The following is a 24,758-nucleotide window of genomic DNA, read 5'->3' on the forward strand; positions in this document are numbered from 1 at the left end:
ATGTCACATCACTTCTTAGCTATAATGAGACTTTCACCTCCAAACCGAAATAATCCGGTAATTCGTGAATGTCATATGGATGAAAGTTACTGAACAACAAATCCTCAATATAAATCCCGTCGATGTGCCTATAAAGTGCTGCTTCTCCCAATACATCCTGAAGTATGGTATGGATAAAACTATAATACAATTCTTCCCCTATATCTTTCACTGTCTCGTTATACCCCATAACAAAACACATCAAGTTTGATTTTCCAGAAGCACCTTCATCATCCATAGGAAACCATTTAATATCACTAGCCTTGATGGTCAAACCTTCAAACTCATAAGGCTCATCCAACCCTTGTTTGCATTCCTCCAAATCATGTTTAGGCTGATAAAATGCCTGAAACTTCCATTTTGGCACATTGGGCGCCGCATTGATCAAATTCACCACATACATGGCCCCATTGGGATTACCATTCGCCGACAAGGTCAATACCGCCCTATCAAAAGGACCATTGGGCAGGGAAATTTCAAAGCCCAAACATTCATCAAAAAGCTCTAAATATTCCGTAAGCATATTACTGTAATAAGCCTTGGATACCTCCGAACTATTATGAAGATTATAAAAGGCTTCTTGGTTTTCTTGAAACCACAGCCAAAAGTCTTTGATTTTCTGCATGGGTACTTGGTTTGAGACTAAATTTATAAAATAAATCCTGAAAACAACATTAAAAAAAACGGGAAGACTCTAAGAATCTCCCCGTTTAAATAAACTCATTATACAAGCCTTTTAAATGACCTCAACATATCATTTTACAAAAGCTCGCGTCCTTCCTTATCTGGATCGTTTTTCACCTCGCAGGTTGCATCAAAAAGCATGGTTTCGCCATTTTCCAAGGTGTAAGTCGGCCATTCAGGTAAAGCAGCCGTGTTTGGATTCCCTGTTTTCATGAATTGTAACAAAGCACCCGACATTTTCTCGGCCAAGGCGCGCGGCTCAGCACCTCCACCGGTATGGGTAAACATCAAATCTGTGTTATTGAACCAAAAACTGATATCCAAGCAGTGGAAGGCTCTCATTTTTCCATCAAACAAAGGCGGTTCCCAACCAAACCAAGCTACATATACTGGAGCTTCTTGATTTGCCTTGGCATTGGCTGTTTCCACGACGCCTTTTCGGTTACTGGCAATAAGTGTCATGATTTCCACTGGTTTTGCCTCTGGAAACGATTTTTCATAAGCCTCATAAACTGGTGAGGCCTTATCTCCCAATCCGCCACCAAATCCAGCTCGCTGTGCTAAACCTTCAATAGCTTTGTCCTTGGTGATGTCCTCAAGTCCGGGCACATATCTAGACATAGACCATTCGTGAAAGGTACTGCTGATAAGCATTGGCACTTCTGATGACAGCCCATTGGCTTCGCTGTAAAATGTGCCTTCTGGGATATGAATTCCATCCGCTACAGGACCAAATCCTCCTCTGAAAAAGTCGGTGATGTTATTTTCTTCTACATATCGCTTGGTAGCACGATTGGCAATATCGATATACTCACGCCAAGGAATTTCCTGTAGTTTATCAATCTCTGAAGCCTTAAGACCTGCTTCTTGCAAGATATACTCACCTATTTTTCTGGACGATTCCTGATTTTTTGCAGAAGTCGTAGACCCACTCAATGGCACGGCCTTATGGAACAAGCCTTTGGCTTCTGGCATGGCTGTAAGCGTACATACCTTGGCACCTCCGCCAGACTGCCCCATGATGGTAACATTGTTAGGATCTCCACCAAAATTAGAGATATTCTCATTTACCCATTTAAGGGCCGCTACCATATCCAAAGCACCTACATTTCCAGAATGCGCATACTTATCGCCACCTACCCCAGATAGATCTGAAAAACCGATAGGTCCTAAACGATGGTTAATGGACACAAAAACCACATCGCCTTTGCGACTTAAATTTTCACCATTGTAACTATCTTGTTCAATACCGTTTCCATTGGTATAACCGCCACCATGCAACCACACCAATACTGGTCGTTTTTTAGTACTTCCAATTTCAGGTGTCCAAACATTCAGTTTCAAACAGTCTTCACTTACATCATCATAATTCCAGTGATCGGTAAATGATGAAGCCGCATTGGCATATCTATTCTCCATAATTTGCGGGGCGGTATTTCCCCACCATAATGCTGGGTAGACATTCTCCCAAGCCTCAGGTTCCTGTGGTGGCATAAAACGGTTTTTACCCGCTGTACTGGCTCCATAGGGAATGCCCCTAAAATTGTAAATATCCCTAAGTATGAAGCCTTGCACCTTTCCATATTTGGTATGGGCAATAGCAATGGTATCTCCAATAAACAGTTGCTGTTCATCAGCCTGTGCCGTAAGCGTTGTTTTTTCAGCCTGTTGGCTACAGGAAAGTCCTAAACTCAAGACCGCTGTACACAAGACAAATTGTTGTAATCTTTTCATAATTGATTTCGATTTAGTATTAGCTTTTTGTGACTTCCCGCCACATATTTATTTCCTTTTGAAAACGATTGTAAATAATCTCACACGAAGCATCGATGCGCATTGTTGGTCGCTGCTTCAAATTATAGGATTCCCACGATGGAATTCCTTCAGCCTGAGGGATGCCATTTTTGGCAAATGAGGTCCAGAGCTTCGCCATATTATCTGCTGCTTGAAAACGCTCTGGCCTATTTCCTGCCATACCCGTACTTTCATTCCCCGATTTATCTTTCATGGGTGCCACATTGTAGAATTTGAAAGGAATATCCAAAGCGTGCATAGCACCAAACTCCACATCGGTACCCGGTACTTTCACCTCCGATTTATATCCAAAATTGTACAGGTAGACAGGAGCGCCTCCTTGAGCTGCTTTCTTCTCGGCAATTTGCACCGATCCTAAACCCATAAAGAGAATGGAGCGGATTGCGATGTATATTTCTGAAGGTGTTTTTCCTGGATTGGTTTCTTTATAAACAGCTAGAATCTTATTTGCTTGGTCTCCAAACTCCTGATTTAGTTTTTCCTGCAACTGAGCCTCACTAAGATTGAACACCGATGTATCCCCTCCGAACATCGCAAAGAAAATGTACTCATCCTCATTCCAACCTACCATCAATGGTTTGTCTTTTGACAGTGCTACAGCTGTAGGTTCGAATGGATGATGAGGCAACACGGTTCCATCAACCACGGCTCCAAATCCGTTGGTACCAATACCGCCTATTCCCATAAAGCCTCCCCGCACTTTACCCTGAGCTGGTAAGCTCTGTATTTTCAATTGTGCCTGCAACAATTCCTGAGCAGAAAGATCGAGTAGTTTTCTCCAGTCCTTTGAAGCTATACCTAGCTCCTTTAAAACCAAGTCTGTTGTAATGGCGGCATCTTCTGAAGTTTTTAAAATCACGCCAGGACCACTTTCTATGGAAGCCTTATTAAAATACGGCGCTGCCTCTGGCATGGCATACAGACATGTGGTTTTCATACCGCCACCAGACTCTCCAAAAATCATCACATTATCAGGATCTCCTCCAAATTCTGCTATATTTTCCTTTACCCATTTCAAGGCTATGGCAATATCCTGAACTCCCCTGTTCCCAGAACCTTGATAGTCCTCATCTGCTAAATGGTCCAAATAAAGAAAGCCCAACAATCCCAAACGGTGGTTGGTTTCCACTACCACTACATCATAATACCTTGCCAGATTAGCCCCATCTTGATAGACACTTCCTCCAGATCCATTATTATATCCACCTCCATGGTTGTAAACCATTACTGGGCGCTTTTTATAATCGGTTTCAGGCGTCCAAATATTGAGCACCAAACAATCTTCGGCAGGAGCCGGTTCATTAATTCCGAAGGTTTGATTAGGTGTTTGAATGGAAGGCGGGCCCAATTGTGTGGCATCTTTAATACCGGTCCAAGGCTTCAACTTATCGGGTGTCAAAAACCGTCTTTCTCCTGATACTTTACCGGCATATGGCACCCCTTTAAATATAGAAACACCTTCCTGATGGTACCCTTTTATTTTACCGTAAGCGGTGTTTGCTATAATATTATCAGAACTATTAAAAGTTCCAGGAAATACAAGTTGTGGAATCAATGGAACCGCCACCAAACCTAGTGATGATAGCTTAAGAAAGTTTCTTCTGTTATAGTACATACGCTTTAGTTTTCTGTTGGTATTAAATTTCCATTTCCAATAAATAGGAACTCAAGGATTTGCCGTGTTTATCTAGGGCTGTGGAACTGGTCACCCCTCCGAATAGAGCTTCTTTCAACACAAAATTCAAAGCTCCTAGTTGCGGCAATTCGTAGCGTTTCACATCTCCTTTCACCTGCTTAGACAGCCATTGTTTGACCCTTTCGGGGGTTACCTTTTCCTGAATGATTTTATAATCTTCCGGATTGTATACTATGAGTGACAGGTTACTTATATTTCCCTTGTCCCCACTTCTGGCATGTGCAATTTCCCAAAGTTTCATCTTGCTATATATTTGTGTAAACCACTTCGATTTTAATATCTGATTTAGGCGATAATACCGACAGGACCGATATGACTCCCTCTACTTTTTGGCTTGCACCACCGCCTCCTGCTGGACCGTTGGTATAAAGCGCTTCCACTTCCCTGCCAATGTGTTTCGCCTGTTCGGCAGTAGCTGCCCTTCCGGACACACGAAGCCTGACTTCAGGAACCTCCATAACTTCCACATTAAAAGGCGCCAATGAATTCACCCCAATAAGATCGAAGCGTAAATCTTCAAACCCATAATCAGCCAAACGCTGTTTCATAGTATCCATAGCCAAATTAGCTCTTGCCAAGGCATTGGCCCCACCATAACTGATTTGCCCTTCGCCAAAAAAACCGTTGACATAGCCCACACTTACCTTATAGGTATTGGTAGCAGGATGTCCACTGGCATCTTTAAATTGAACGGTATCCATGTCGATTTCTTCAAATGTTACTTTTGAAAAATCGGCCACCACATCTGGTGTAAAATATTTGGAAGGGTCATGAATTTCATAGAGCAATTGCTCGGTACAAGTAGCCGTATTGATAAGTCCACCTGTGCCTTTCACTTTGGAAATAAAGCCATCACCATGCTCATTGACCTCCACAAAAGGAAAACCAATATTGGCCAAATTTGGCACGATCTTTTTAGGAGGATCGGCAAAATAACCACCACACACCTGAGCAGAACATTCCAACAAATGCCCTATCATGGTGCCTTTGCCAAGTTTATCCGTGTCTGTAAGTTGCCAATTGAATTCAAATACCATAGGCGCCAAAAACAGCGAAGGGTCGGCTACCCTACCCGTTACAATGATGTCCGCTCCATTGTTTAGAGCCTCAACAATACCTTCTACCCCTAGATAGGCATTGGCTGAAATCATGCTATCGCTGATAGAACTCAAAGGTTGACCTGTCTCCAAAATCTCCAAATGAGGTGCTTCTTTTACATTCTCAAGGACATTATCTCCCAAGACGGCCGCTATTTTCAATCCTTTAAGCTCTTGTTGTTTTGCCATATTGGCTATCACCTCCATAGCTGCTATTGGATTGGCTGCTCCCATATTGGTAATGACCTTGATCTTGTGCTTATAGGCCAATGACAACACTTTTTCCATTCGGTATTCCAAAAGATGGTTATAACCCTTATTGGGATTGGCCTTTTTCTCTTTTTGAGCCAAGGCAATGGTGCGTTCCGCTAAACATTCAAAGCAGATATAATCGAGATTTCCCTGTTCCATTAAGGTTAAGGCCGGCTCCAACCTGTCGCCTCCATAACCAGCTCCGCTACCAATTCTAATTGTTTTCATAGTTAAAATGTTATGGCTCCTACCAATAATGACATGATTAAAATAATTAGGCTTATACCAAAGGCATAAGGAATGGTTTTCCGTTGGTGTTCTCCCAAATCCACGCCTGTCAATCCTATCAACAAAAATGTTGCTCCTGTTAAAGGACTCACAGGAAACCCTGTAGTCATTTGCCCCGTTATGGCAGCACGACCAATTTCAATGGCGTTCCCACCAAAATGAGCTGAAGTGCTCGACAAAAGTGGCAAGACCCCAAAATAAAAGGAATCGGGATCGAACAATAAACTTGCTGGCATGGCCAATACTCCCGTTATCACCGGTAAATGACCTCCCACCCAATTGGGAATGTAGGTTACAGCAGCCTCTGCCATAGCCTCGATCATTCCAGAACCTTTCAATATTCCCGTAAAGCAACCTGCCGCAAATAAAATACTCGCCATAAGCATGGCTGCTTTTGCATGGGCGTTAACCCGTTCTGATTGTTCTTTGATGCTTGGATAATTAATACTTAAGGCCAGTACAAAGGCTATCATAAAAATAACATGGGGAGGTGCCACTCCAGAAATCAAGGTGCCTACAGCCAAAAGAATCAATAGGATGTTCACCCAAAACAATTTGGGGCGTTCCAAATCTGAAGTCGTTTCATCTGTATTAATAGTAACTTCCGAAACATCCACGTACCGCTCTTTGCTCCCCAACCTATAGGCTAACAATAACACACTGAGCAAGCCTATCAATACAGGGATCAACATAGGATTAAACAATTCGGTTACCGAAATATCCAAAGCCGTTGCCGCCCTTATGGTTGGTCCGCCCCAAGGCACAATGTTCATGGTACCTGCAGCCAAAGCGACAATACAAGCTAAGGTGGAACGTTTCATTTTCAGTTGATCGTACACGGGTAAAAACGCAGGAACCGTCACCAAAAAAGTTACAGCACCCGAGCCATCCAAATGTACAATCATTGCCAAAAGTGCCGAAGCCACGGCTACCCGAGCAGGATCGTTTCCTGCTAATTTCAATAAACGTTGAATGATAGGGCGAAAAGTGCCCGCATCGGTCAAGATGCCAAAAAAGAGAATGGCGAATATAAACATGACGCCAGTTGGCGCTATGGATTTGATCCCTTCCGTGATAAGGTCTACCGCCTCAAAACCTAATCCCGCCATCAATCCTGTAACCACAGGAACGATTATCAAGGCCACTACCGGAGAGGCTTTTTTGGCCATTACCAAATAAAGCAAAAGTAGTATTGAAACGAGTCCTAGGGTGGCCAACATAAGCTATTCAAATTTTAAATATTCATCAAAAAACGGTAAGACCTGCTGTGGAATTCGGCCTTGTTTGGTATAAATATCGCTTACATGGGTTCCTATATATTCTTCGGCAAAATGGGTGATGCCCACATTTTCCAAACGCTGACTAAACATTTCACATTGAACCGTAAAGCGGTCGCCTGCATTTCGTCCCCAATCCAATTTAATAGCTTCCAATTGCTGTAAATTCCCCAAATAGGTATCAATCATGTAAAAGGGCATATTATCATACCATTTTTGCAAGGTTTCTTGATGCACTATCAATTCATCTCCTTGATATTCAAAAGGCATATCACAGTAAAATGGGGCCTTGTCTGGATTAGGCGACCAAGAGCGACCGAAAGCCACCATCACGGCACCGAAATAGGTTTTCCACAAATCCTCCATAGTTTTGGCTGTAGACAGTTCTTTAAAAGTCTCACTATTGGGGCCATATTCCCGAACGATAGCCAAAGCCCCTGGGCTAATGGCATATAACGAACTAAACACATCCGGATGTTTCATGGCCAGCAACAGAGCTCCATATCCTCCCATGCTGTGGCCTGTTATACCCCTGCTTTCCTTTTTAGGAAGGGTTCTGTACGTTTTGTCTATATGTCCCACCAAATCCTGAACCGTAAAATCTTCCCAATTACCAAACACTCCCGAATTGCTGTAAAAACTGCCGCCATAGGTTGTTTTTTGATCGGAAGTCACCAAAATAAATGGCCGTATTCTTTGGGTAGCAATGGCATAATCCAAAAGCTCCTCCATATAATTCATAATGGTATGGTCGTTTGTAAATCCGTGAAGAAAATAAACAACAGGATATTTCTGTTTAGTTTCGTGGTAGTCCGGAGGCAAGTACACGGCAATAGCGCGTTTGGGATTCTCGCCAAAATCATTTTCCAGATGTTTGGAGTAAATTGAATCGATTTCAACGGTTCCTTTTGGTATGGAAGATTGTGCATTGCAGATCAAAAACTTGGTGAGCAACACTACCAATAAGAGTACTATTCTTTTCATGATTCTTTAAAATATTGGATAAAAAAGGAGGAGCGCCGCCCCTCCCTTCTATCCAGTTGGTTAACACTAAAAAACGTCTTTGTTAGCTTAGTTTCTGCTTAGTTTTTTAAAGTCTGCCTGAGGTACTAATGCTTTATGCACTTTATCCCCTAAAATTTCTTGAGCTACATTGAACTTGGCCGTACCATTGATTTTTGTTGAAGAAGCACCTACTTTCAACTCATAGTCTCCTGCCTCAACAATCCAACTAGAACGTGCCACATCAAAAGACGCCAAATCTTTGGTTCTTAATACAAAATGAAGGGTCTCAGTAGCACCTGGAGCCAACATTTTAGTTTTACCAAAAGCTACCAACTCTTGCTCTGGTTTTTCCAATATCACAGTAGGAGCGCTTAAGTACAGCTGCACTACTTCTCTTCCCGCTACTGTTCCCGTATTCTTCACCGTTACAGACACCAATAATTCATCGGTAAATGTTTGTTTGTCAACTTCCATATTGGAATACTCAAAATTGGTATAGGAAAGTCCGTAACCAAACTCATAGGCTACCGGTACCTCAAAGGTGTTATAATAACGATATCCTACATAGATATCTTCTTCATAAACAGTTTCCCAAGGCACTCTTCTCATAAATGAAAACCCTGAAAGATCTTCCTCGTCTCCTGTTTCTCCTTCAATAGAATATCCAGGGAAGGACTTGGAAGAAGGTGCATCTTCATATTTTATAGGGAAGGAGATTGCCAATTTCCCAGAAGGGTTTACTTTTCCAGAAATTACGTCCACTACCGAATTTCCAGCTTCCTGTCCTGGTTGCCATGCACACAACACTGCATCTGGAATCTGTGCCCAGCTCTTGGTTTCAACCACACCACCTACATTCAATACTACGATGGCTTTTTTGCCCGCCGCATGGAAGGTTTTGGTAACCTCTGCAATTAATTGTTTTTCGGTATTGGTTAAGTAGAAATCTCCAGCCTCAGGCTTACGATCTCCACCTTCACCAGAATTTCTTCCAATAGTAATCAAAGCGATTTCTGAACTTTCAGCTGCTTTTGAAACGTCCTGAGCCTTGATAGGCATTTCAGCTACTGGATCCTTAGCTCCCATAATGGCCGCTAACCAATTGTCTGGCTTTCCTTGTTTAGCTCTAGCATCCTTAATGTAGGCCTCGTAGGTAGTTTGAAGCGCATCGTTGATTTGGAACCCTCCATTTTTCAAACCGTCAATAAGTGATATGGTATAGGCTTCATTTACATCGCCACTACCGGTACCTCCTGAAATGAAATCGTAAGATGTGGTACCAAAAACCGCCACTTGTTTAACATCCGTCAAAGGCAAAGTATTGTCTTTATTTTCCAAAAGTACCATCCCATCAGTAGCTGCTTGTCTAGTTACCTCTGCATGTTTTTTCAAGTTTGGTTTTCCAGACACATCATACCCCTTGAATCGTGGTGTTTTCACCATGATTTCCAAAATTCTCTTGATGTTTTTATCCAAAATAGCCTCATCCATTTTGTTCTCTTCAACAGCTTTGATCAAAGTTTCAATTTGCTCTTTTTGGCCTGGCATGATCAAATCATTACCAGCTTCCATTTGGGTAACAATATCACTTCCGCCACCCCAATCGGTCATTACATAGCCTTCAAAGCCCCAATCTTCTCTTAAAATATTGGTCAACAAATCCTTGCTTTCAGACACATATTGCCCATTGATTTTATTGTAGGCAGACATCACGGTCCAAGGTTGCGACTCCTTAACGGCAATTTCAAAGCCTTTCAAGTAAATTTCACGAAGAGCACGCTCACTTACTACCGTATTGGTAGACATACGATTGGTTTCTTGGTTATTGGCAGCAAAGTGCTTTACCGAAGTCCCAACACCGTTGGACTGAATCCCGTTCACCATAGCTGCAGCCATTTTACCAGTTACCAAAGGATCTTCGGAATAGTACTCGAAGTTACGTCCACATAAAGGATCTCTTTGAATGTTCATCCCTGGAGCCAATAGTACATCGGCGCCATATTCCAAGACTTCTTTCCCCATGGTTTTACCCACTTCGTTCACTAATTCAGTATCCCAGGTAGATGCCAATACGGTGGCAATTGGGAATGCCGTACAGTAATAGGTATTATCATCATCCTTTCTTGTTGGCGAAATGCGCAAACCTGCAGGTCCATCGGCCAACACTTGGGTAGTAATGCCTATTTCCGGATATTCAGAAGTGTTCCCCGCTGCGCCAGGCAAATAGGTTCTAATTCGCTTTACCATATCCGCATAAGCGGTATCTGGATCTACCGGAGGTTTTGGCATTTTGCTTAAGATAGAGTCTGGAATATGAAAATCCATTCCTGTTCCCACCACAAGTTTTGCCTTTTGCTCCAAGCTCATTTTGCCTATCATGGCATCTACATCCACGGTAGGTTTTGCGGGTGCTTCCTGCGTTTCTTTATCTCCACATCCCATTAGTGCCATGGCACCGAAAAACAATGGTATCAATTTCGTTTTCATTGGTTTTTTAGTTTAATTATTTGACAATTTCATCCCATGACACCTTCATTACTGAAGCATCAAAGCAATGATTGATATGTTAGTTTTGATTATCCTATTTAAATTCTCTTTTCTAACTTCTGAAAAAGTTAGACACGTATGGCAGGGCCAAATACAGGGCTGAGTGCCAATAGTCCCAAGTGTGGTTGCCATCACGAATGCGCAATTGATACGGTATTTGCAATTCCCTAAGAACAGTTACAAATTCCATATTGGGACCGAATGTAAAATCGTCATCCCCGCAATCGATAAACCACTTCAGTTCTTTTATTTGCGCAAGCTTCGCCGCATCCACAGTTTTTAAATAATCCATCGGGTTATTGTCTTCTACCAACTGATGGATCTTCTTCTGGGTAGGCTCATTAAAATCGATCCAAAACAATTCTGTTTGGCGCTTTAGGTAAGCACTCATAATATATACCGAAGAGAATTTTTCTGGATGGTGCACCGCATATACAGCAGAACCACCACCTCCCATAGACAATCCCGCAATGGCTCTATGTTGCCTATCGGCAATCACACGGTAATTGCTTTCGATATAAGGGATCAATTCTTCAAAGAAATAATCTTCATACCTCCAATCGGGGTTATTGAAGTAATTCATAAAATCCTTTCCCGCTTCAGGGCACACAATGATCATTTCGGCCGCAGCATCTGAAGTGATCAATTGGTTAGCCACACCTTCCAAACTCCCTTGTTTAGGCCAATCGGTATGGCTACCTCCTCCTCCGTGCAACAAATAAAGCACTGGGTATTTTTTATCGGTATTGGTTTTGTAATCCCTAGGCAAGTAAATGGCATATTCCCTATCCTTTTTCAGGATTTTACTGGGCATTGATTTGTACTCAACTATACCCATACCCGGCCACTGTGCATGGCCGAGTTGAGCAAGAAAAATACATATAACTAATCCAAATATTTTTTTCATTCCTAAGACTATTTAAAAAGTTTTGGGGCAAAAACGCATAAATAGTCTCTCCAGTTGGTCCAAGTATGCCCTCCTTCACTTTCGTGATATTCATACTTCATGTTTATGGCATCCAATTCCTTGCGATATTCTACCATTCCTTGGTATAAGAAATCTGTTTTTCCCATTCCAATCCAGTACAGTTTATAACCATTTTTGTTTTGAGCTTTTATAGAAGTCATCATATCCTCATAAAATTTTGAAGTGGTGCCTTCCATAGGTTTTACTGCCGCAGAAAACAATCCTACATAACCAAAAGTTTTTGGGTAGGATCTAGAAATGTGCAAAGAGTGGAACCCTCCCATTGACAATCCTGCAATAGCCGTATTGTCCATACCTTTTTTAACGCGGTAATTACTTTCCACAAAAGTCATGATATCCTTAAAGGTTTCTTCCATTTTACCATCCATAGTATGATCCAAACGCATGGTTGGCTTATAAAGTCCTTTTGGAGACTCTCCCGGTGCTGCTTGTTGTGCCACATTTCCATTAGGCATTACCACAATCATAGGTTCTGCTTTTCCTTGTGCAATAAGGTTGTCCATAATTTGGGCTGTTCTTCCTAAAGCAATCCAAGCTTCTTCATCACCTCCCATACCGTGCAACAAGTAGAATACAGGATAGTCTTTTTTGCTGGTTTCATAGCCTGCCGGGGTGTAAACCGTTAAACGTCGCTTCATATTATTCCCAGGAGAATCGTACCAACGTCTGGCCACTGTACCGTGAGGCACTTCATTCACCTCATACATATCGGCTTTACCACCTCCAACGATAAACACACTGAACACAGAACTCACATCGCGGATCATATAAACATTACTAGGATCGGTAGTCATGACACCGTCTACCACAATATTGTAACTGTATAAATCTGGTGATAAGGTAGCAGTGGTAAGCGTCCAAAGACCTTCGGCATCCTTATTCATGGCTTGCGGCTTTCTAACCCAACCTTCCATAGGCATCCAGTCTCCCACAAGCTTCACTTCATTGGCTGCAGGTGCCTTGACCCTGAAAGTAACCGTTCCGTTGTCATGGATTTCTGGCGACACGATTTCGGCACCACCAAACAAGGCTTGCTGCGCCGATATTGACATACTTGTAAAAAGTAGTAACAGTGCTAAAAATAGTTTGTTCATTGTTATTGTTTTAGTTTGAATTTTGGGAGCTTACCACCCAGGATTCTGGTTAATATTTTGGTTAACATTCATTTCGTGTTCTGGGAATGGCAACAAATTGTGCTTGGCCTGGAATCCGTAGTTTGGATTGCTGTAGGGATAGGTGACATTAAAAGACCCATCGGCGTTCAAACCACTAAAGATTGGAATTTCATGGCCTCTTTCTGAAAGTGCATCGGTGTCTCCCCAGCGTACCAAATCTTGGTAGCGTATACCTTCAAAACACAATTCCAAGCGCTTTTCCTTTTTAATATCCTGTAAGGTCACTGCACCTAAGGCTGGTAATTCAACACGAGATCTCACCTCATTAATATATTGCAACGCACTCGCCGTATCACCTGATTGTAAACACGCCTCTGAAGCCATTAACAACACTTCGGCATAACGCATCACTCTAATATTTGCAGTGGTCGTAAAGCCATAGGATGTTTCAATAACCTCATAACCTACATATCTGTGCTTCCAATTAAAATACCCCTCATTTCCATACACACTACTTCCTTCGTTAAGCGCAATGTACATTCCTAAAAGTTCATAATACGTTTTGATGGTCCCTTGCAATCTCACCCCTTGAGGTCCTTCCATTTCCACAAAAGCACTGTATAGTTCCTCAGTTGGATTTGCAAAACCCCAACCAGCAGGATAAATTGGGTGCAAGCCTCCGAAATAGCCAAACAGATTCAATTTATCACTTCTCCATCCATGCATGATTCCCCACAACAAATTTCCCTGGGTCCATGGATTGGCGGCATCATTTAAGGAATTATATTCGAAAACTGATTCAGAAGAAAAATCTGAAACCTCGCGAAGCACATCGTCAAAAGTTGGATACAGTTGAAAGTTTCCAGAATTGATTACTTCTTTTAAAACAGTAGCAGATTCGGCATAACGCTCTTGAAACAACAATGCTTTTCCGTAGAAAGATTTTGCCGCCTCCACTGTTAATCTTGCCGGTTCTGCCATATCCTCCGCGCTTCCCTTAGTTGGTAACGCACCACTATCTATGGCATAGGTTAAATCGTCTTCCACCAAAGCCCAAAGCTCTGTAAGAGATCCATTTGGTTGTTGGTACTCTTCAGGAGAAAGCTCACTGATTACATAAGGCACCTCTCCCCAAAGGGTAATTAAATCAAAATATACGGCACCTCTAATAGCATGCGCTTCTGCTACGGCCCGTTGTCTAATTTCGGTATCCGGTCCAAGACGGTTAATCACCAAATTAGACAGATAGATTACGTTGTAATAAGTCGCAAAAAGATCACTTACTGAAGTATTGGCAGGCGTGAAATTATATTCATTGAGCTGCTCAAACTGTGAATTATCACCTCTAGCTCCTCCCCCACAATGGATATCGTCAGACAAGAGGTTTTTCAAAAAATACTGTGTGTACAAAGACCCTCTCCACGATTCGTAAACGGCCGCAATGGCTTCCAAAGCATCTGAATCGGACTGGTAAAAATTCTCCGAACTGGTCACCCCTTGTTGCTCAATATCCAAATTAGACTCACAACCCAAAAAAGCTGCGGCTATCATCACCAAAAAGAGGCGTTTGTAAGTGTTTAAATATTTAGTTTTCATAATCATCGGTTTAAAAAGTTATGTTGACTCCCAATACTGCCTTTCTTGAAATTGGATAGGCTCCTTTGTCTACTCCTAGACTAGATACAGCTCCTGCAGAGGCCTCTGGGTCCATTCCCGGATATTTTGTAAACACAAACCAGTCTTCCAAAGAGCCGTAAAATCTACAGTTATTGATAAAGGTTTTATCCAACAAAGACTTTGGCAAGGAATATCCCAACTGAATTTGCTTGATCTTAAAGTAAGAACCATCAAAAATCGCGGCATCACTAATCCAGTACTTATCCTCGCCATTGGCATTTGGTCTAGGTCTGGATGCGTCTGTATTATCTGGTGTCCAACGGTCATTGTAAAAAGTCGTCAATTTGTTTCCTCTTGGGCGGTCGGTACGTGTTAAGGCATTGAAAATGTCATTTCCTTCCGATCCTGCTCCAAAAGCAGTGAAATCGAATCCTTTAAAACTGGCCGTCAATGTAATACCATAAGTAAAATCTGGGATTGCGCTTCCTATGTTGGTTTTATCATCGTCGTTGATAATCCCATCGGCCGTATCTGGCTTTCCATCGCCATCGGTGTCAATGGTCAACTGATCTCTAAAAATTGGATCTCCGGTAGCATCATCGATATCCTCCAACTCGTAACCTCTAAAATACCACACTGGATAGCCTTCCTCAAAAGCGGTAATCCCCTGGTTGGTATGGTAAGACGCTCCTGAAATTCTTGAAATACTAGGATCCAAATAGGTTACCTTGTTATTCAAAGTGGCAAGGTTCCCACGAATACCATATGAAAAATCTTCTCCTATACGGTCGTTCCATCCCACTTCAATCTCGATACCATCATTGTTTACATTACCGGCATTCACCACGGTAGACCCTACCCCAGTTTCATACGGCGGTGTAATGGCCACCAAAAGGTCTTCGGTTTTCTTTTGAAAATAATCATAAGAAATGGTCAATCTGCTATTGAAAGCACGAATATCGAAACCAATATCCAACTGCTCTGAAGTCTCCCAAGTCAAGTCCTCATTGTTCAAAGTTGAAGGCGAAGACGCTACTTGATAAATCAAGGCATTTGAGAATGGATAACTGGACGAAGACCCAATAGCGGCACGGTAGGCAAAATTTCCTAAAGGACCGGTACTACCGTTTTGCCCCCAGCTGGCTCTAATTTTAAAGAAGTCCAAATGTTTGATCTCTGGAAAAAATTCTTCCTTGGTGATCACATATCCCGCAGAGAAGGATGGGAAAGTTCCCCAACGGTTGCTCTCTGGCAAGAAAGACGTATCACTAGCATCACGTCTTACAGAAGCTTGAAACAGATATTTCTCCAAATAGTTATAACTCAACCTTCCAAAATAAGACATTTGGCGGGTATAAAAACTGTTACCACCCACGGTACGGGTTGCAGAATCCGTTATAAAATCCAAATCCCAATAGGCAGGATCGTTACGGGTAATTTCATCGGCACCACCATTTACCGAAGTAATCTCATTGTGCTGGTATGAGGTACCTAACATTGCTGTGAAATTGTGATCCTTTATATTGAACATATAGTTCATAAAGTTCTCCCACTGGTAATAGATATTGTTGGAAGTGGTTCTGCTCAAATTGATTTTATCCCTGTAGGTCACGGCATTGGCATAATAAATATCCCCAAAGGAATAGTTATTTGTAAAGCCTCCTCGGTACCCAAGTTTGGAAGTGAAGGTAAATCCTTTAAACGGCATAATATCGGCAAACATTGTTCCTAAAATGTTCCCTCCATCATTCTTGTTCTTCGAATTATCCCTCATGATTCCTGGGTGCACCTGCTCCGACTCAAAAATTTGAGAAATTCCATAGTAATCCCCATTTTTATTGGTAAGCAGTACTTTTCCATTGTCCAGCAAATTTTGCATAAAGGCAGGAATTTCGTCTGGTGCATACAGATTAGGTGTTAATGGATCCATGGTCATTACCGCTGCCAAAAGACTTCCGTACTCAGAGTTTTCAGAAACAAATTTACTTTCCCATTTTTCAATGGTATTGGTGGTTCCTACTCTTAACCAATCGTTGATTTTATAATCCCCATTGATCATTCCAGTGACACGGGTATACACATCACTGTCCCCTTTTACAATACCATCTTGATCCAAATAAGACAACGCTAAATAATAAGAGCCTTTGTCATTTCCGTTTTGGAAGCCCAAGTTGTGTTTTTGCATCAAAGAAGTTTCAAAAGCCACGTCTACCCAATCGGTATCAGTAACTCCATCATATAAATTATCAAGTTCACTGGCTTGAATAATATTTCCTTCCGTCATATAATTAATGTACTGCTCTGCATTCATTACATCCGGAACATTGCTCAGCTCATTAACGGCATATTGAAAACTATAATCCATTTTCCCGATACCAGACTTTCCTTTTTTGGTGGTAATAAGTACAACCCCATTACCCGCCTGAGCTCCATAAATAGCTGCCGAAGCGGCATCTTTCAAGATTTCGATACTTTCAATATTGTTAGGATCGATGGCCCCAATATCTTGGGTTCTTAATCCGTCCACCACAAATAAAGGATCGGAACCTGAGTTGGAACTATATCCACGAATTCTAATAGAAGCCGTGGCACCCGGTGCTCCAGAAGTCTGTACAACTTGCACCCCTGCAGCTTTACCTTGAAGTGCCTGTTGGGTGTTGATGACCGTTCTGTTTTCCAAATCTTCCGATTTTACTTGGGCTACCGCACCTGTAAGATCACTTTTACGTTGCACCCCATATCCTACTACTACCACTTCTTCCAAAGCGGCAGCATCCTCTTCCAAAGCAATATTGAAAACAGTTTGGTTGCCAACCGCAATTTCCTGAGGCACAAACCCTACATAAGAAATATGTAACGTAGCACCAGGATTCACATCAAGAGTGAAATTTCCATCAAAATCGGTAGACGTACCGTTGCTGGTGCCTTTTTCAATAATATTGGCCCCAAGCAGTGGCATTCCAGATTTATCGGTTACGGTTCCTGAAATGGTAATTTTTTGAACAGCTTTTGTTTTTGTAGCAGTTTGTTCTATAACGGCTTCAGGTGCTTTTTCCTTAACGACTACCTGACGTTCGTTAATACTATACTCTAAAGGATACTTCCCGAAGGCGATATTTAGGATTTCTTCTATGGAAGCTCCTGTGAGCTGAACTGAAATTTTATAGTTGCGTTGCAGAATTTCGTCATTGTAAAAAAAGACATACTCGCTCTTTTTCTGAATATCATTGAACAATTCCTCAATGGGTACATTGGTTTTGTTAATATCTATTTTCTGAGCGAAAGTGGTATTGGCAAAGGCGCTTGTAAGCCCAAAAACCAGTGTTAGCAAAAATATCTTCATAAAAATAATGACGTATTTTCTGAATATCAGTATTTCTCCCCGCAATAGTGGAGCAAAATGAATTTTATTCATAATTTTGTTGTATTAGTTAATTAGTATTACTGACTAAGTGATATTAAAGTGTACCGGAAGATGTTGGCGCATCTTTCGGTTTTTTTTTATAGGGTACTATTTCATAGGCGACTCTGTTTTAGTGGTATATACATAAATGGATGTTCCGTTACGGTTTTCAAATTCAAACTCTGTAGACTGCTTGATCAATTCCAACACCTGCCCTACACTGTCCTTTAAATCCAGATATCCTGAGAATTTTTGGTTTTTAAGCTGCTCATCCTCTATCTGGATCTCTACATTGTAGTATTTGGATAGTCTGTTTAGGATATAGCCCAGGTTGTCATTTTTAAAGACAATCAAGCCGTCTCTCCACAAAAAGTATTTGTTGATATTTTCATCTGCCTTGGTCACTATAGACTTTTTATGTCTGCTGTAGGAAGCCACATTGCCGGGCAACAAGGTCACAGACTCTGTTTTTGTAAGCAAGCCTGGTTTGTGGTAGCTAATTTTAACCTTTCCACTTTGAAGCGCGGTATTCACCGAAGGTTCATCGGCATAACTGCTCACGTTAAAAACAGTTCCCAATACTTCAATTTCTTGACCTTGGGTAAGTACAATAAATGGATGTTCCTTGTCATGGGCCACATCAAAGGCAGCTTCCCCTTCCAAGTAAACCGTTCTTTTATCTTCTTTGAATTCTGAAGGATAAATCAATTTAGATCCTGAATTCACCCAAATTTTAGTCCCGTCAGACAATTGCAATTCGGTGCGTCTTCCATAAGGTACCACTAAGGTGTTCATTACCGAAGCCAAATCCTTATCTACACTTTTATCGTTTCCAATAGAAATTTTGTTGGATTCTTTACTATAGGAAATTACCTGATCGTCCTCGGCTACCGAAATAGTGCGCTCCTGAAGTACCAAGCTTACCTCCGAAATGGAATCTACCTCCAAACTATTGGCCAATTCGGTGTAGGTTCCTACCTGCTTATCTGTTGAAAAGAACACAGCTTTGGCTCCAATGCCCAAACCAATCACCAAAGAAGCCGCAATAGATACTTTGCCTAAAAGACGTCTTCGTTTATATTGGTGAACCGACTTAAAAATGCGCTTTTTAAGCAGGTATTTTTCGTCCTCCGAAAGTGAGTCTGTAGTTGATTTTTTATGGAATTCTGTCATGATAGTTTATATAAAAAAACTCTAGGTCTTTATTATATAAAGTCAGACATATACATTTTATAGACAAAAAATTTAGGAATTTTTAAAAAAGAGTATTAAAAATTACATAATTAGGAAGTTACAATGTTTTCGTATTACGAAATCATCAATATCAAGCAAAATAGCAAAAAGGCCTTTCTCAGGGATTTTAGGCCTCTGTAAATGATGGTTCTTGAAGTTTCCACATTCACATTCATAATATCTGCAATCTCTTCGTAATCCTTATTTTGAATAAACTTAAGAATCACCCCTTGCTTTTGTCTTTTGGGAAGTAAGTTTAGGGCCTGCATTAATTTGGAAGAATTCTCTTGGGTAATTTCATCCAAAATTACCAACTCCTCAATAGACTGTTCTTTGGCAGTGCCATAATCCTTATTAAGGGTAAAGACTTCTTGGGTTTGGGATTTTTTGAACTCGGGATTCTTTAGGATTTTATTCTTGAGTGCCCTTAAAAGGTAGAATTTGACATTATCGGTTTCAGAGAGGTTTTGCCGGTACTTATAAAGGTCCAAAAACAAATCATGGATGCTATCCTTAACAATACTTTCTTTAGAAGTTATTTTACACCCATACATATACAGCTCGTCTACGTACCTATCGTATAAGGTACCTAGAGCAAGGGTAGAACCTTCCTTTAATTGGCTCCAAAGTGATTTGTCAGAACAATCTGTAGTCAATGGGCGCTTTAGTTAGTGTAAAGAAAAAATTAGCTTAGCGTCAATAAACTTCGCTCTAAAAAATGAATTTTACAAAAAAAATAGGCAAAAATTAAATAATCAACAACCCCCACATTTACAATGACCTGAAAGCCCAAGAGAATAATTTCCCTCACACTAGCCTTGTTACTCAACAAAATTTTGATCAATTTAATGCAAATGAGGTCATTTGGAGGTCAAAATTTCATCTTAAACATAATAGACAAAACGTTGAATGGCTCCCAAAAAGGATTTACCGAAACCAACAGCATTCTGCCAGATTTTTAGTACCTTAGAAGTCACATTCTTATCGCCATTACACTACAACATTACGCGATATTGCCCTTTCATACAATACACGTAAAATATAAGTGACCATAGATACTTTAACCTACACAAAAGTCATTTATAACTTAAAATAAACAGTTTATGATTGAACAGTTAAAAACATTTCAGGACAACCAATTGGCCATAGAAGTCATTGGTGGATTTTCAGAAACCGATGAACAACTTTGCCAAAAGTGGTTTCAGAAGAAACTTGACGAAGGTTTTGAGCAAGTGAATGTATTGGTAAAACTTGACGAATTAAAATTAAGCCATAGCAGCGTTAAAGCGTTTATGGAAGACTCTATTTGGGCATTGAGGCATTACAAACAATTGGGGCATCTTGCCATCGTGGCGCATTCCAAAATAATAAAAGCATTGGTGCCTATTGACAATCTGTTTTTCCAAAGAGCCAGCAAGGGAAGATTGGAACGCTATTTTGACGTGTCGCAATTGGATGAGGCCTTTGCTTTTATAGACAACTAAAACAATCATTCACCAAGGTTTTGAACTTCAATATGATGCTCGTTTTAGGAATCGGGCTAGTGATAGTTTACGATTTCACCAACGGTTTCCACGATGCGGCAGATATGGTAGCAACCGCAATTGCCTCAAGAACCATGTCTGCCGGAAGGGCTATTTTTATCGTGTGCCTGTTTACATTTTTAGGCCCATTGTTGGGTGGTCTTGCCGTGGCCAATACCATTGGAGAGTTTGTCGATATTAGCGATACCAGCAGCCATTTGGCTCAAAGCGTGGTTTTGGCTGCCATCTTGGCTGCCATATCTTACAACCTCATCACCTGGAAATTCGGGCTACCCAGTTCCTCATCCAACTCCCTTACCAGTGGTCTTGTAGGAGCGGCTATTTTTGCCCTAGGGAGCAAATATATCAATTGGGGATTCTCGGCTTTGGGAAATGGGCAATTGGAAGGGTTTACCAAAATTCTCATTGGCTTGGCCTTCTCGCCTTTGGCAGGCTTCATTGTTGGTTTTTTGATGATGAAGCTCTTCCTTTCAATCTTGAAGCGTTTTTCTTCAAAATCTAAAAAGCTATTTCTGTTTACCCAATATATCACGGTAAGCTGGCTCGCATTCAGTCACGGAACAAACGACAGCCAGAAAGGTATGGGGGTTATTGGCATGTTGTTATTGGCCAATAACATGTATTCGGAATTTACAGTCCCTCTTTGGGTGATTCTGCTTTGTGCCAGTTCCATCACTTTAGGCACCCTTTTTGGGGGCTGGAGCATTATAAAAACGGTGGGGTTTGATATTTATAAGGTGAAATTGATCCATTCCATTACCGACCAAATAAGCGCCGCCACCGTAATACTTGGCTCCTCCTTGATTGGGGCCCCAACCTCCACTACCCAAGTAGTAACTACTTCCCTAATGGGTGTGGGTGCTGCCGAACGTCCAAAGCACGTGCGTTGGATGGTGGCCGGTTCCATCCTAAAGGGGTGGCTGTTAAACATCCCAATATCATTCCTTTTGGGACTCCTCTATTGTTTCCTAATCACACGAATTTTTTAAACCCATGATATTACAAAAACTAAAAAGCTGGATTTTACCCAAAGAAATAAACTTCTTCAATGCGCTGGTACAACAAAGCCTACAAACACAATATATCATAGAAGCTTTGGGGAATTTTTATGTAGGGAATACTCCCAAAAACCAGGACGCCTTACTCGGATTGATTGCCGGGGCAAAAAAAAGTTATTCAGCAAATCTAAAAGAGCTGAATGCCACCTTTATCACGCCCATTGACAAAGAAGCCATCAGCAGGGAACACAACCAATTGTATTGGGTCACTTTAAGTGTTAAACATTTAATGGTGGAAATAGACACCTATCAAATCTATAATTTAATTGAGTACAGCAAGCTCTTCGACTTACTGCAACAGCAAATGGAACAGCTTACCGAAGGTTTCAAAAAACTAGAAGCCAAACAGTATGAAGACGTCCTAAAAAACATAGATCAAATCATCCATTTGGGCAATGACCTCATAAAAGCCTATGCCAATGCCTTAGCATTATTGTTTAAGGAACAAGACATGCCACATGTGCTCATGCACAAGGAAATACTCTCCCAATTAAAGGAAATTAGCAAACGTATCCACATTTGCGCCAACCTTTTGGAGGACATTATTTTTAAAATCAACTAAAAACAACACGCTTCCCAAAGCGTCGCTCAACTTATTTTAACTCCTTCTTACTGAAAATCAACCACAAGCGTTAAAATTTACATCTCTTTCATTATCTTTAAGGTAACAACTTCCAAACCATGCCGTTAAACAAACCTTCCCAAAACACCAACCCCCGCACCACACTATGAAACTATTCATATGCATAGTACTCACTATTTTCTGTAACAAACCCATTTGGGGACAAGAAACACTACTCTGCAAAGGCAACTATTGGACGGAAGACGAAGCCGCATTGATGATGAAAACCTTTGCTTCGGAATGGGATGATTTACCCTCTTGGGAAGCAAGGGCCAATAGAATTAGAAGAGGGATCATTGAAGGCCTACAGCTTGAAAATATGCCGAATATCTCAGGAAACTTTAATACCATTATTAAAGGGACGAAAGCAATGGACGGGTATATTGTAGAGAATATTGCCATTGAAAGTTTCCCTGGCTTTTATATCACGGGAAACCTCTACAGACCCGCAAATAACAGCGAAACACATGCCGCCATTTTAAGTCCTCACGGCCATTTAAAAAACAAGCGCTTTACAGAATATGTGCAAAATCGCTGCGCAGTATTGGCACGAATGGGGGCCGTAGTTTTTGCCTATGACATGGTAGGCTATGGCGAATGCACCCAAGTAAAGCATGACATCCCTATAGCCATGCTCCTTCAGACCTGGAACAGTAAAAGGGTCCTCGACTATTTAGTGTCTCGCCCAGATGTAGACCCCGAGCGTATAGGAATAACGGGGGGCTCTGGTGGAGGCACACAAACCTTTATTTTAACGGCCATTGATGATCGCATCAAGGCCTCGGTTCCCGTGGTTCAGGTATCAGCACACTTTTTTGGCGGCTGCGTTTGCGAAAGTGGCATGCCCATTCATAAAAGTCACGACCACCAAACCAACAATGTGGAAATTGCCGCCCTATGTGCCCCAAGACCGATGTTATTGGTATCAGACGGGGATGATTGGACGCGCAACACACCACAAGTGGAATATCCATATATTCAAAAAGTATATGCTATGTACGGTGAAGCGTCTAAAGTAGCAAATGTGCATTTACCCTTGGAAAAACACGATTACGGTTTTTCCAAACGAACTGCGATGTACAATTTTTTCTCACATTACCTAAAACTGGATAATAGTGAGGTTCTCAGCAATGAAGGTTACCAAGAAGACTTTGTGACCATATTACATGAAGAAGACTTGAAAGTGTTTGATAAGAACAGTTCCAAACCAAAAAACTTATTACACGGCAACAAAGCGGTGATGAAATATCTTGATGTGGACCTTAAATAATAAACTTTTCAAACCCCTACACATTTGGCAACAAACCATTACACAACCAAAACACCAATAATGAAACACCTCTTTTTTATTGCGGGCCTTAGTTTATTCGCATTTACATCACTTAGACCCCAACCCTTAAAAACTGAAAAGCTGGAGCTAAGCTTCCACAAGAATATAGAATTGATAGGTCTGGCCTATTTTATAGGGTTTGAAGGGGTCGATATTGAAAATAAAACCATTGAAGTGGATGGCAAAACAATGCCCAAAAAGGAATGGCATCGATATGGTTATAAAATCTACCAAGAATATCAGGCTTTTGCCTCTAGTGAAAACCTGGCCAAAAGTTTCTCTGTGGCCGACCATTTATGGCTGGATTATATAAATGCCCTGTTGCTCCAAACCGAGGAGGTTCCTAACGCCAAACTTACTCCTGAAATCAAGGAAAGTTTTTATATCAATTTTTCAAAAACCAAAGACCTTGAAGAAGCTAAAAAGAATGTCGAAATTTTCTTGGATGGCTTAAATGCATTTTCAGAAGAAATCAATTTCGAGGCCTATATAAGCAATTCAAAAGTTTACTATGATAGGGCCCTTCAAGAAATAGAAAACAGTTTGCCCGAAGGGAATTTCATTAACACCATGGAATCCTTTTACCAGAAGAAATTTGACAGCTATGCCCTAATCCCAAGTTTAACAACCCCAAAAGGAATGGGCTTTGGAATAAGAATTACCGATAACAACCAAACCACGGTATTTAATGTTTTTGGAGCCACCGATGTTCAGGATCTAAGCGATACCTCCAACCTCCAAATGGGTTTTGCCAATAAGGAGAAACTGCAAGAGCTAAGTGTCCATGAATTTGGCCATTCCTTTGTAAATCCAGTCGTGGCGCAATTGCCAGATAGCATGTTCAAGCAAACGGAACACCTCTTTATTCCTATAAAACCCCAAATGGAAACACAGGGGTACAACTCATGGAAAGTCTGTGTTTACGAACATTTTGTTAGAGCAGGCGAAGTGGTTATTTCTGAAAAAATGGGAAACAAGGCCCATGCCAAAAAACTGCTGACCGACTATACCGAATACCGCGCCTTCGAATACCTTCCTGAAATCATTTCTGAATTAAAAAAATTCGATCAGGGCAACTATAAAACATTTGAAGAAACAGTCCAAAAAACAATGGAAATGCTATCCAATAAAACTTAGAACTACTATGT

General features: G+C 41.2%; 19 protein-coding genes. 5 read left to right on the plus strand and 14 right to left on the minus strand.

The window, feature by feature from the left end; translation table 11 throughout:
* Window positions 1–19 precede the first annotated feature (19 nt).
* The 14 genes from BKM32_RS00540 to BKM32_RS00605 all read right to left on the minus strand — a co-directional run bounded on the left by BKM32_RS00540 (window position 20) and on the right by BKM32_RS00605 (window position 19,712).
* Complete coding sequence (locus BKM32_RS00540) at window positions 20–664, minus strand: hypothetical protein (protein ID WP_076662045.1); 645 nt, start codon at window positions 662–664, stop codon at window positions 20–22.
* Window positions 665–798: 134 nt separating this feature from the next.
* The gene (locus BKM32_RS00545; protein ID WP_076662047.1) at window positions 799–2,457 is read right to left on the minus strand and encodes a carboxylesterase/lipase family protein; all 1,659 of its coding nucleotides are present in this window, start codon (window positions 2,455–2,457) and stop codon (window positions 799–801) included.
* A gap of 19 nt (window positions 2,458–2,476) precedes the next feature.
* On the minus strand, window positions 2,477–4,153 hold the full coding sequence (locus BKM32_RS00550; RefSeq protein WP_076662049.1) for a carboxylesterase/lipase family protein: 1,677 nt from the start codon (window positions 4,151–4,153) through the stop codon (window positions 2,477–2,479).
* A 22-nt stretch (window positions 4,154–4,175) separates the two neighbouring features.
* Entirely contained in the window at window positions 4,176–4,475 is a 300-nt protein-coding gene (locus BKM32_RS00555; RefSeq protein ID WP_053975480.1) for a hypothetical protein, read from the minus strand.
* 4 nt (window positions 4,476–4,479) lie between these two features.
* On the minus strand, window positions 4,480–5,811 hold the full coding sequence (locus BKM32_RS00560) for an acyclic terpene utilization AtuA family protein (protein ID WP_076662051.1): 1,332 nt from the start codon (window positions 5,809–5,811) through the stop codon (window positions 4,480–4,482).
* Between the two features lie 2 nt (window positions 5,812–5,813).
* A complete protein-coding gene (locus BKM32_RS00565) occupies window positions 5,814–7,091 on the minus strand; it encodes a CitMHS family transporter (protein WP_076662053.1) in 1,278 nt (425 codons plus the stop codon).
* A 3-nt stretch (window positions 7,092–7,094) separates the two neighbouring features.
* Window positions 7,095–8,132: an alpha/beta hydrolase family protein gene (locus tag BKM32_RS00570; RefSeq protein WP_076662055.1), complete on the minus strand. Its 1,038-nt coding sequence runs from the start codon at window positions 8,130–8,132 to the stop codon at window positions 7,095–7,097.
* Between the two features lie 87 nt (window positions 8,133–8,219).
* Window positions 8,220–10,640, minus strand: coding sequence for a glycoside hydrolase family 3 protein (locus BKM32_RS00575; protein WP_076662057.1), 2,421 nt, complete (start codon window positions 10,638–10,640; stop codon window positions 8,220–8,222).
* Window positions 10,641–10,752: 112 nt separating this feature from the next.
* Window positions 10,753–11,607: an esterase family protein gene (locus BKM32_RS00580; RefSeq protein WP_076662059.1), complete on the minus strand. Its 855-nt coding sequence runs from the start codon at window positions 11,605–11,607 to the stop codon at window positions 10,753–10,755.
* Between the two features lie 8 nt (window positions 11,608–11,615).
* Complete coding sequence (locus BKM32_RS00585) at window positions 11,616–12,782, minus strand: esterase (RefSeq protein WP_053975486.1); 1,167 nt, start codon at window positions 12,780–12,782, stop codon at window positions 11,616–11,618.
* Window positions 12,783–12,812: 30 nt separating this feature from the next.
* Complete coding sequence (locus tag BKM32_RS00590) at window positions 12,813–14,399, minus strand: RagB/SusD family nutrient uptake outer membrane protein (RefSeq protein ID WP_076662116.1); 1,587 nt, start codon at window positions 14,397–14,399, stop codon at window positions 12,813–12,815.
* 10 nt (window positions 14,400–14,409) lie between these two features.
* Window positions 14,410–17,763, minus strand: a complete 3,354-nt coding sequence (locus BKM32_RS00595; RefSeq protein ID WP_083702045.1) for a TonB-dependent receptor — start codon at window positions 17,761–17,763, stop codon at window positions 14,410–14,412.
* Between the two features lie 168 nt (window positions 17,764–17,931).
* Entirely contained in the window at window positions 17,932–18,996 is a 1,065-nt protein-coding gene (locus BKM32_RS00600) for a FecR family protein (RefSeq protein ID WP_076662063.1), read from the minus strand.
* A 134-nt stretch (window positions 18,997–19,130) separates the two neighbouring features.
* Window positions 19,131–19,712: an RNA polymerase sigma factor gene (locus BKM32_RS00605; protein WP_076662065.1), complete on the minus strand. Its 582-nt coding sequence runs from the start codon at window positions 19,710–19,712 to the stop codon at window positions 19,131–19,133.
* 447 nt (window positions 19,713–20,159) lie between these two features.
* Here BKM32_RS00605 and BKM32_RS00610 point away from each other — a divergent pair, with 447 nt between their 5' ends.
* From BKM32_RS00610 to BKM32_RS00630, 5 genes are all read left to right on the plus strand, one after another.
* Window positions 20,160–20,540, plus strand: a complete 381-nt coding sequence (locus BKM32_RS00610; protein WP_076662067.1) for an STAS/SEC14 domain-containing protein — start codon at window positions 20,160–20,162, stop codon at window positions 20,538–20,540.
* A gap of 32 nt (window positions 20,541–20,572) precedes the next feature.
* Window positions 20,573–21,589 carry an inorganic phosphate transporter gene (locus tag BKM32_RS00615; RefSeq protein WP_076662069.1) on the plus strand — a complete coding sequence of 339 codons (1,017 nt, stop codon included), beginning with the start codon at window positions 20,573–20,575 and terminating at the stop codon, window positions 21,587–21,589.
* A 4-nt stretch (window positions 21,590–21,593) separates the two neighbouring features.
* Window positions 21,594–22,220, plus strand: a complete 627-nt coding sequence (locus BKM32_RS00620; protein WP_076662071.1) for a DUF47 domain-containing protein — start codon at window positions 21,594–21,596, stop codon at window positions 22,218–22,220.
* 166 nt (window positions 22,221–22,386) lie between these two features.
* Window positions 22,387–23,550, plus strand: a complete 1,164-nt coding sequence (locus tag BKM32_RS00625; protein WP_076662073.1) for an acetylxylan esterase — start codon at window positions 22,387–22,389, stop codon at window positions 23,548–23,550.
* 60 nt (window positions 23,551–23,610) lie between these two features.
* The gene (locus tag BKM32_RS00630) at window positions 23,611–24,747 is read left to right on the plus strand and encodes a DUF4932 domain-containing protein (RefSeq protein WP_076662075.1); all 1,137 of its coding nucleotides are present in this window, start codon (window positions 23,611–23,613) and stop codon (window positions 24,745–24,747) included.
* The last annotated feature ends 11 nt before the right edge of the window (window positions 24,748–24,758 follow it).

It is taken from the genome of Mangrovimonas sp. DI 80, assembly GCF_001975575.1.
Classification (GTDB): Bacteria; Bacteroidota; Bacteroidia; order Flavobacteriales; family Flavobacteriaceae; genus Mangrovimonas_A; species Mangrovimonas_A xylaniphaga.

Excerpts from the sequence above, each read along its gene's own strand:
- BKM32_RS00540 (WP_076662045.1), bottom strand. The coding sequence starts at position 664 with ATGCAGAAAATCAAAGACTTTTGGCTGTGGTTTCAAGAAAACCAAGAA.
- BKM32_RS00545 (WP_076662047.1), bottom strand. The coding sequence starts at position 2,457 with ATGAAAAGATTACAACAATTTGTCTTGTGTACAGCGGTCTTGAGTTTA.
- BKM32_RS00550 (WP_076662049.1), bottom strand. The coding sequence starts at position 4,153 with ATGTACTATAACAGAAGAAACTTTCTTAAGCTATCATCACTAGGTTTG.
- BKM32_RS00555 (WP_053975480.1), bottom strand. The coding sequence starts at position 4,475 with ATGAAACTTTGGGAAATTGCACATGCCAGAAGTGGGGACAAGGGAAAT.
- BKM32_RS00560 (WP_076662051.1), bottom strand. The coding sequence starts at position 5,811 with ATGAAAACAATTAGAATTGGTAGCGGAGCTGGTTATGGAGGCGACAGG.
- BKM32_RS00565 (WP_076662053.1), bottom strand. The coding sequence starts at position 7,091 with ATGTTGGCCACCCTAGGACTCGTTTCAATACTACTTTTGCTTTATTTG.
- BKM32_RS00570 (WP_076662055.1), bottom strand. The coding sequence starts at position 8,132 with ATGAAAAGAATAGTACTCTTATTGGTAGTGTTGCTCACCAAGTTTTTG.
- BKM32_RS00575 (WP_076662057.1), bottom strand. The coding sequence starts at position 10,640 with ATGAAAACGAAATTGATACCATTGTTTTTCGGTGCCATGGCACTAATG.
- BKM32_RS00580 (WP_076662059.1), bottom strand. The coding sequence starts at position 11,607 with ATGAAAAAAATATTTGGATTAGTTATATGTATTTTTCTTGCTCAACTC.
- BKM32_RS00585 (WP_053975486.1), bottom strand. The coding sequence starts at position 12,782 with ATGAACAAACTATTTTTAGCACTGTTACTACTTTTTACAAGTATGTCA.
- BKM32_RS00590 (WP_076662116.1), bottom strand. The coding sequence starts at position 14,399 with ATGAAAACTAAATATTTAAACACTTACAAACGCCTCTTTTTGGTGATG.
- BKM32_RS00595 (WP_083702045.1), bottom strand. The coding sequence starts at position 17,763 with ATGAAGATATTTTTGCTAACACTGGTTTTTGGGCTTACAAGCGCCTTT.
- BKM32_RS00600 (WP_076662063.1), bottom strand. The coding sequence starts at position 18,996 with ATGACAGAATTCCATAAAAAATCAACTACAGACTCACTTTCGGAGGAC.
- BKM32_RS00610 (WP_076662067.1), top strand. The coding sequence starts at position 20,160 with ATGATTGAACAGTTAAAAACATTTCAGGACAACCAATTGGCCATAGAA.
- BKM32_RS00615 (WP_076662069.1), top strand. The coding sequence starts at position 20,573 with ATGATGCTCGTTTTAGGAATCGGGCTAGTGATAGTTTACGATTTCACC.
- BKM32_RS00620 (WP_076662071.1), top strand. The coding sequence starts at position 21,594 with ATGATATTACAAAAACTAAAAAGCTGGATTTTACCCAAAGAAATAAAC.
- BKM32_RS00625 (WP_076662073.1), top strand. The coding sequence starts at position 22,387 with ATGAAACTATTCATATGCATAGTACTCACTATTTTCTGTAACAAACCC.
- BKM32_RS00630 (WP_076662075.1), top strand. The coding sequence starts at position 23,611 with ATGAAACACCTCTTTTTTATTGCGGGCCTTAGTTTATTCGCATTTACA.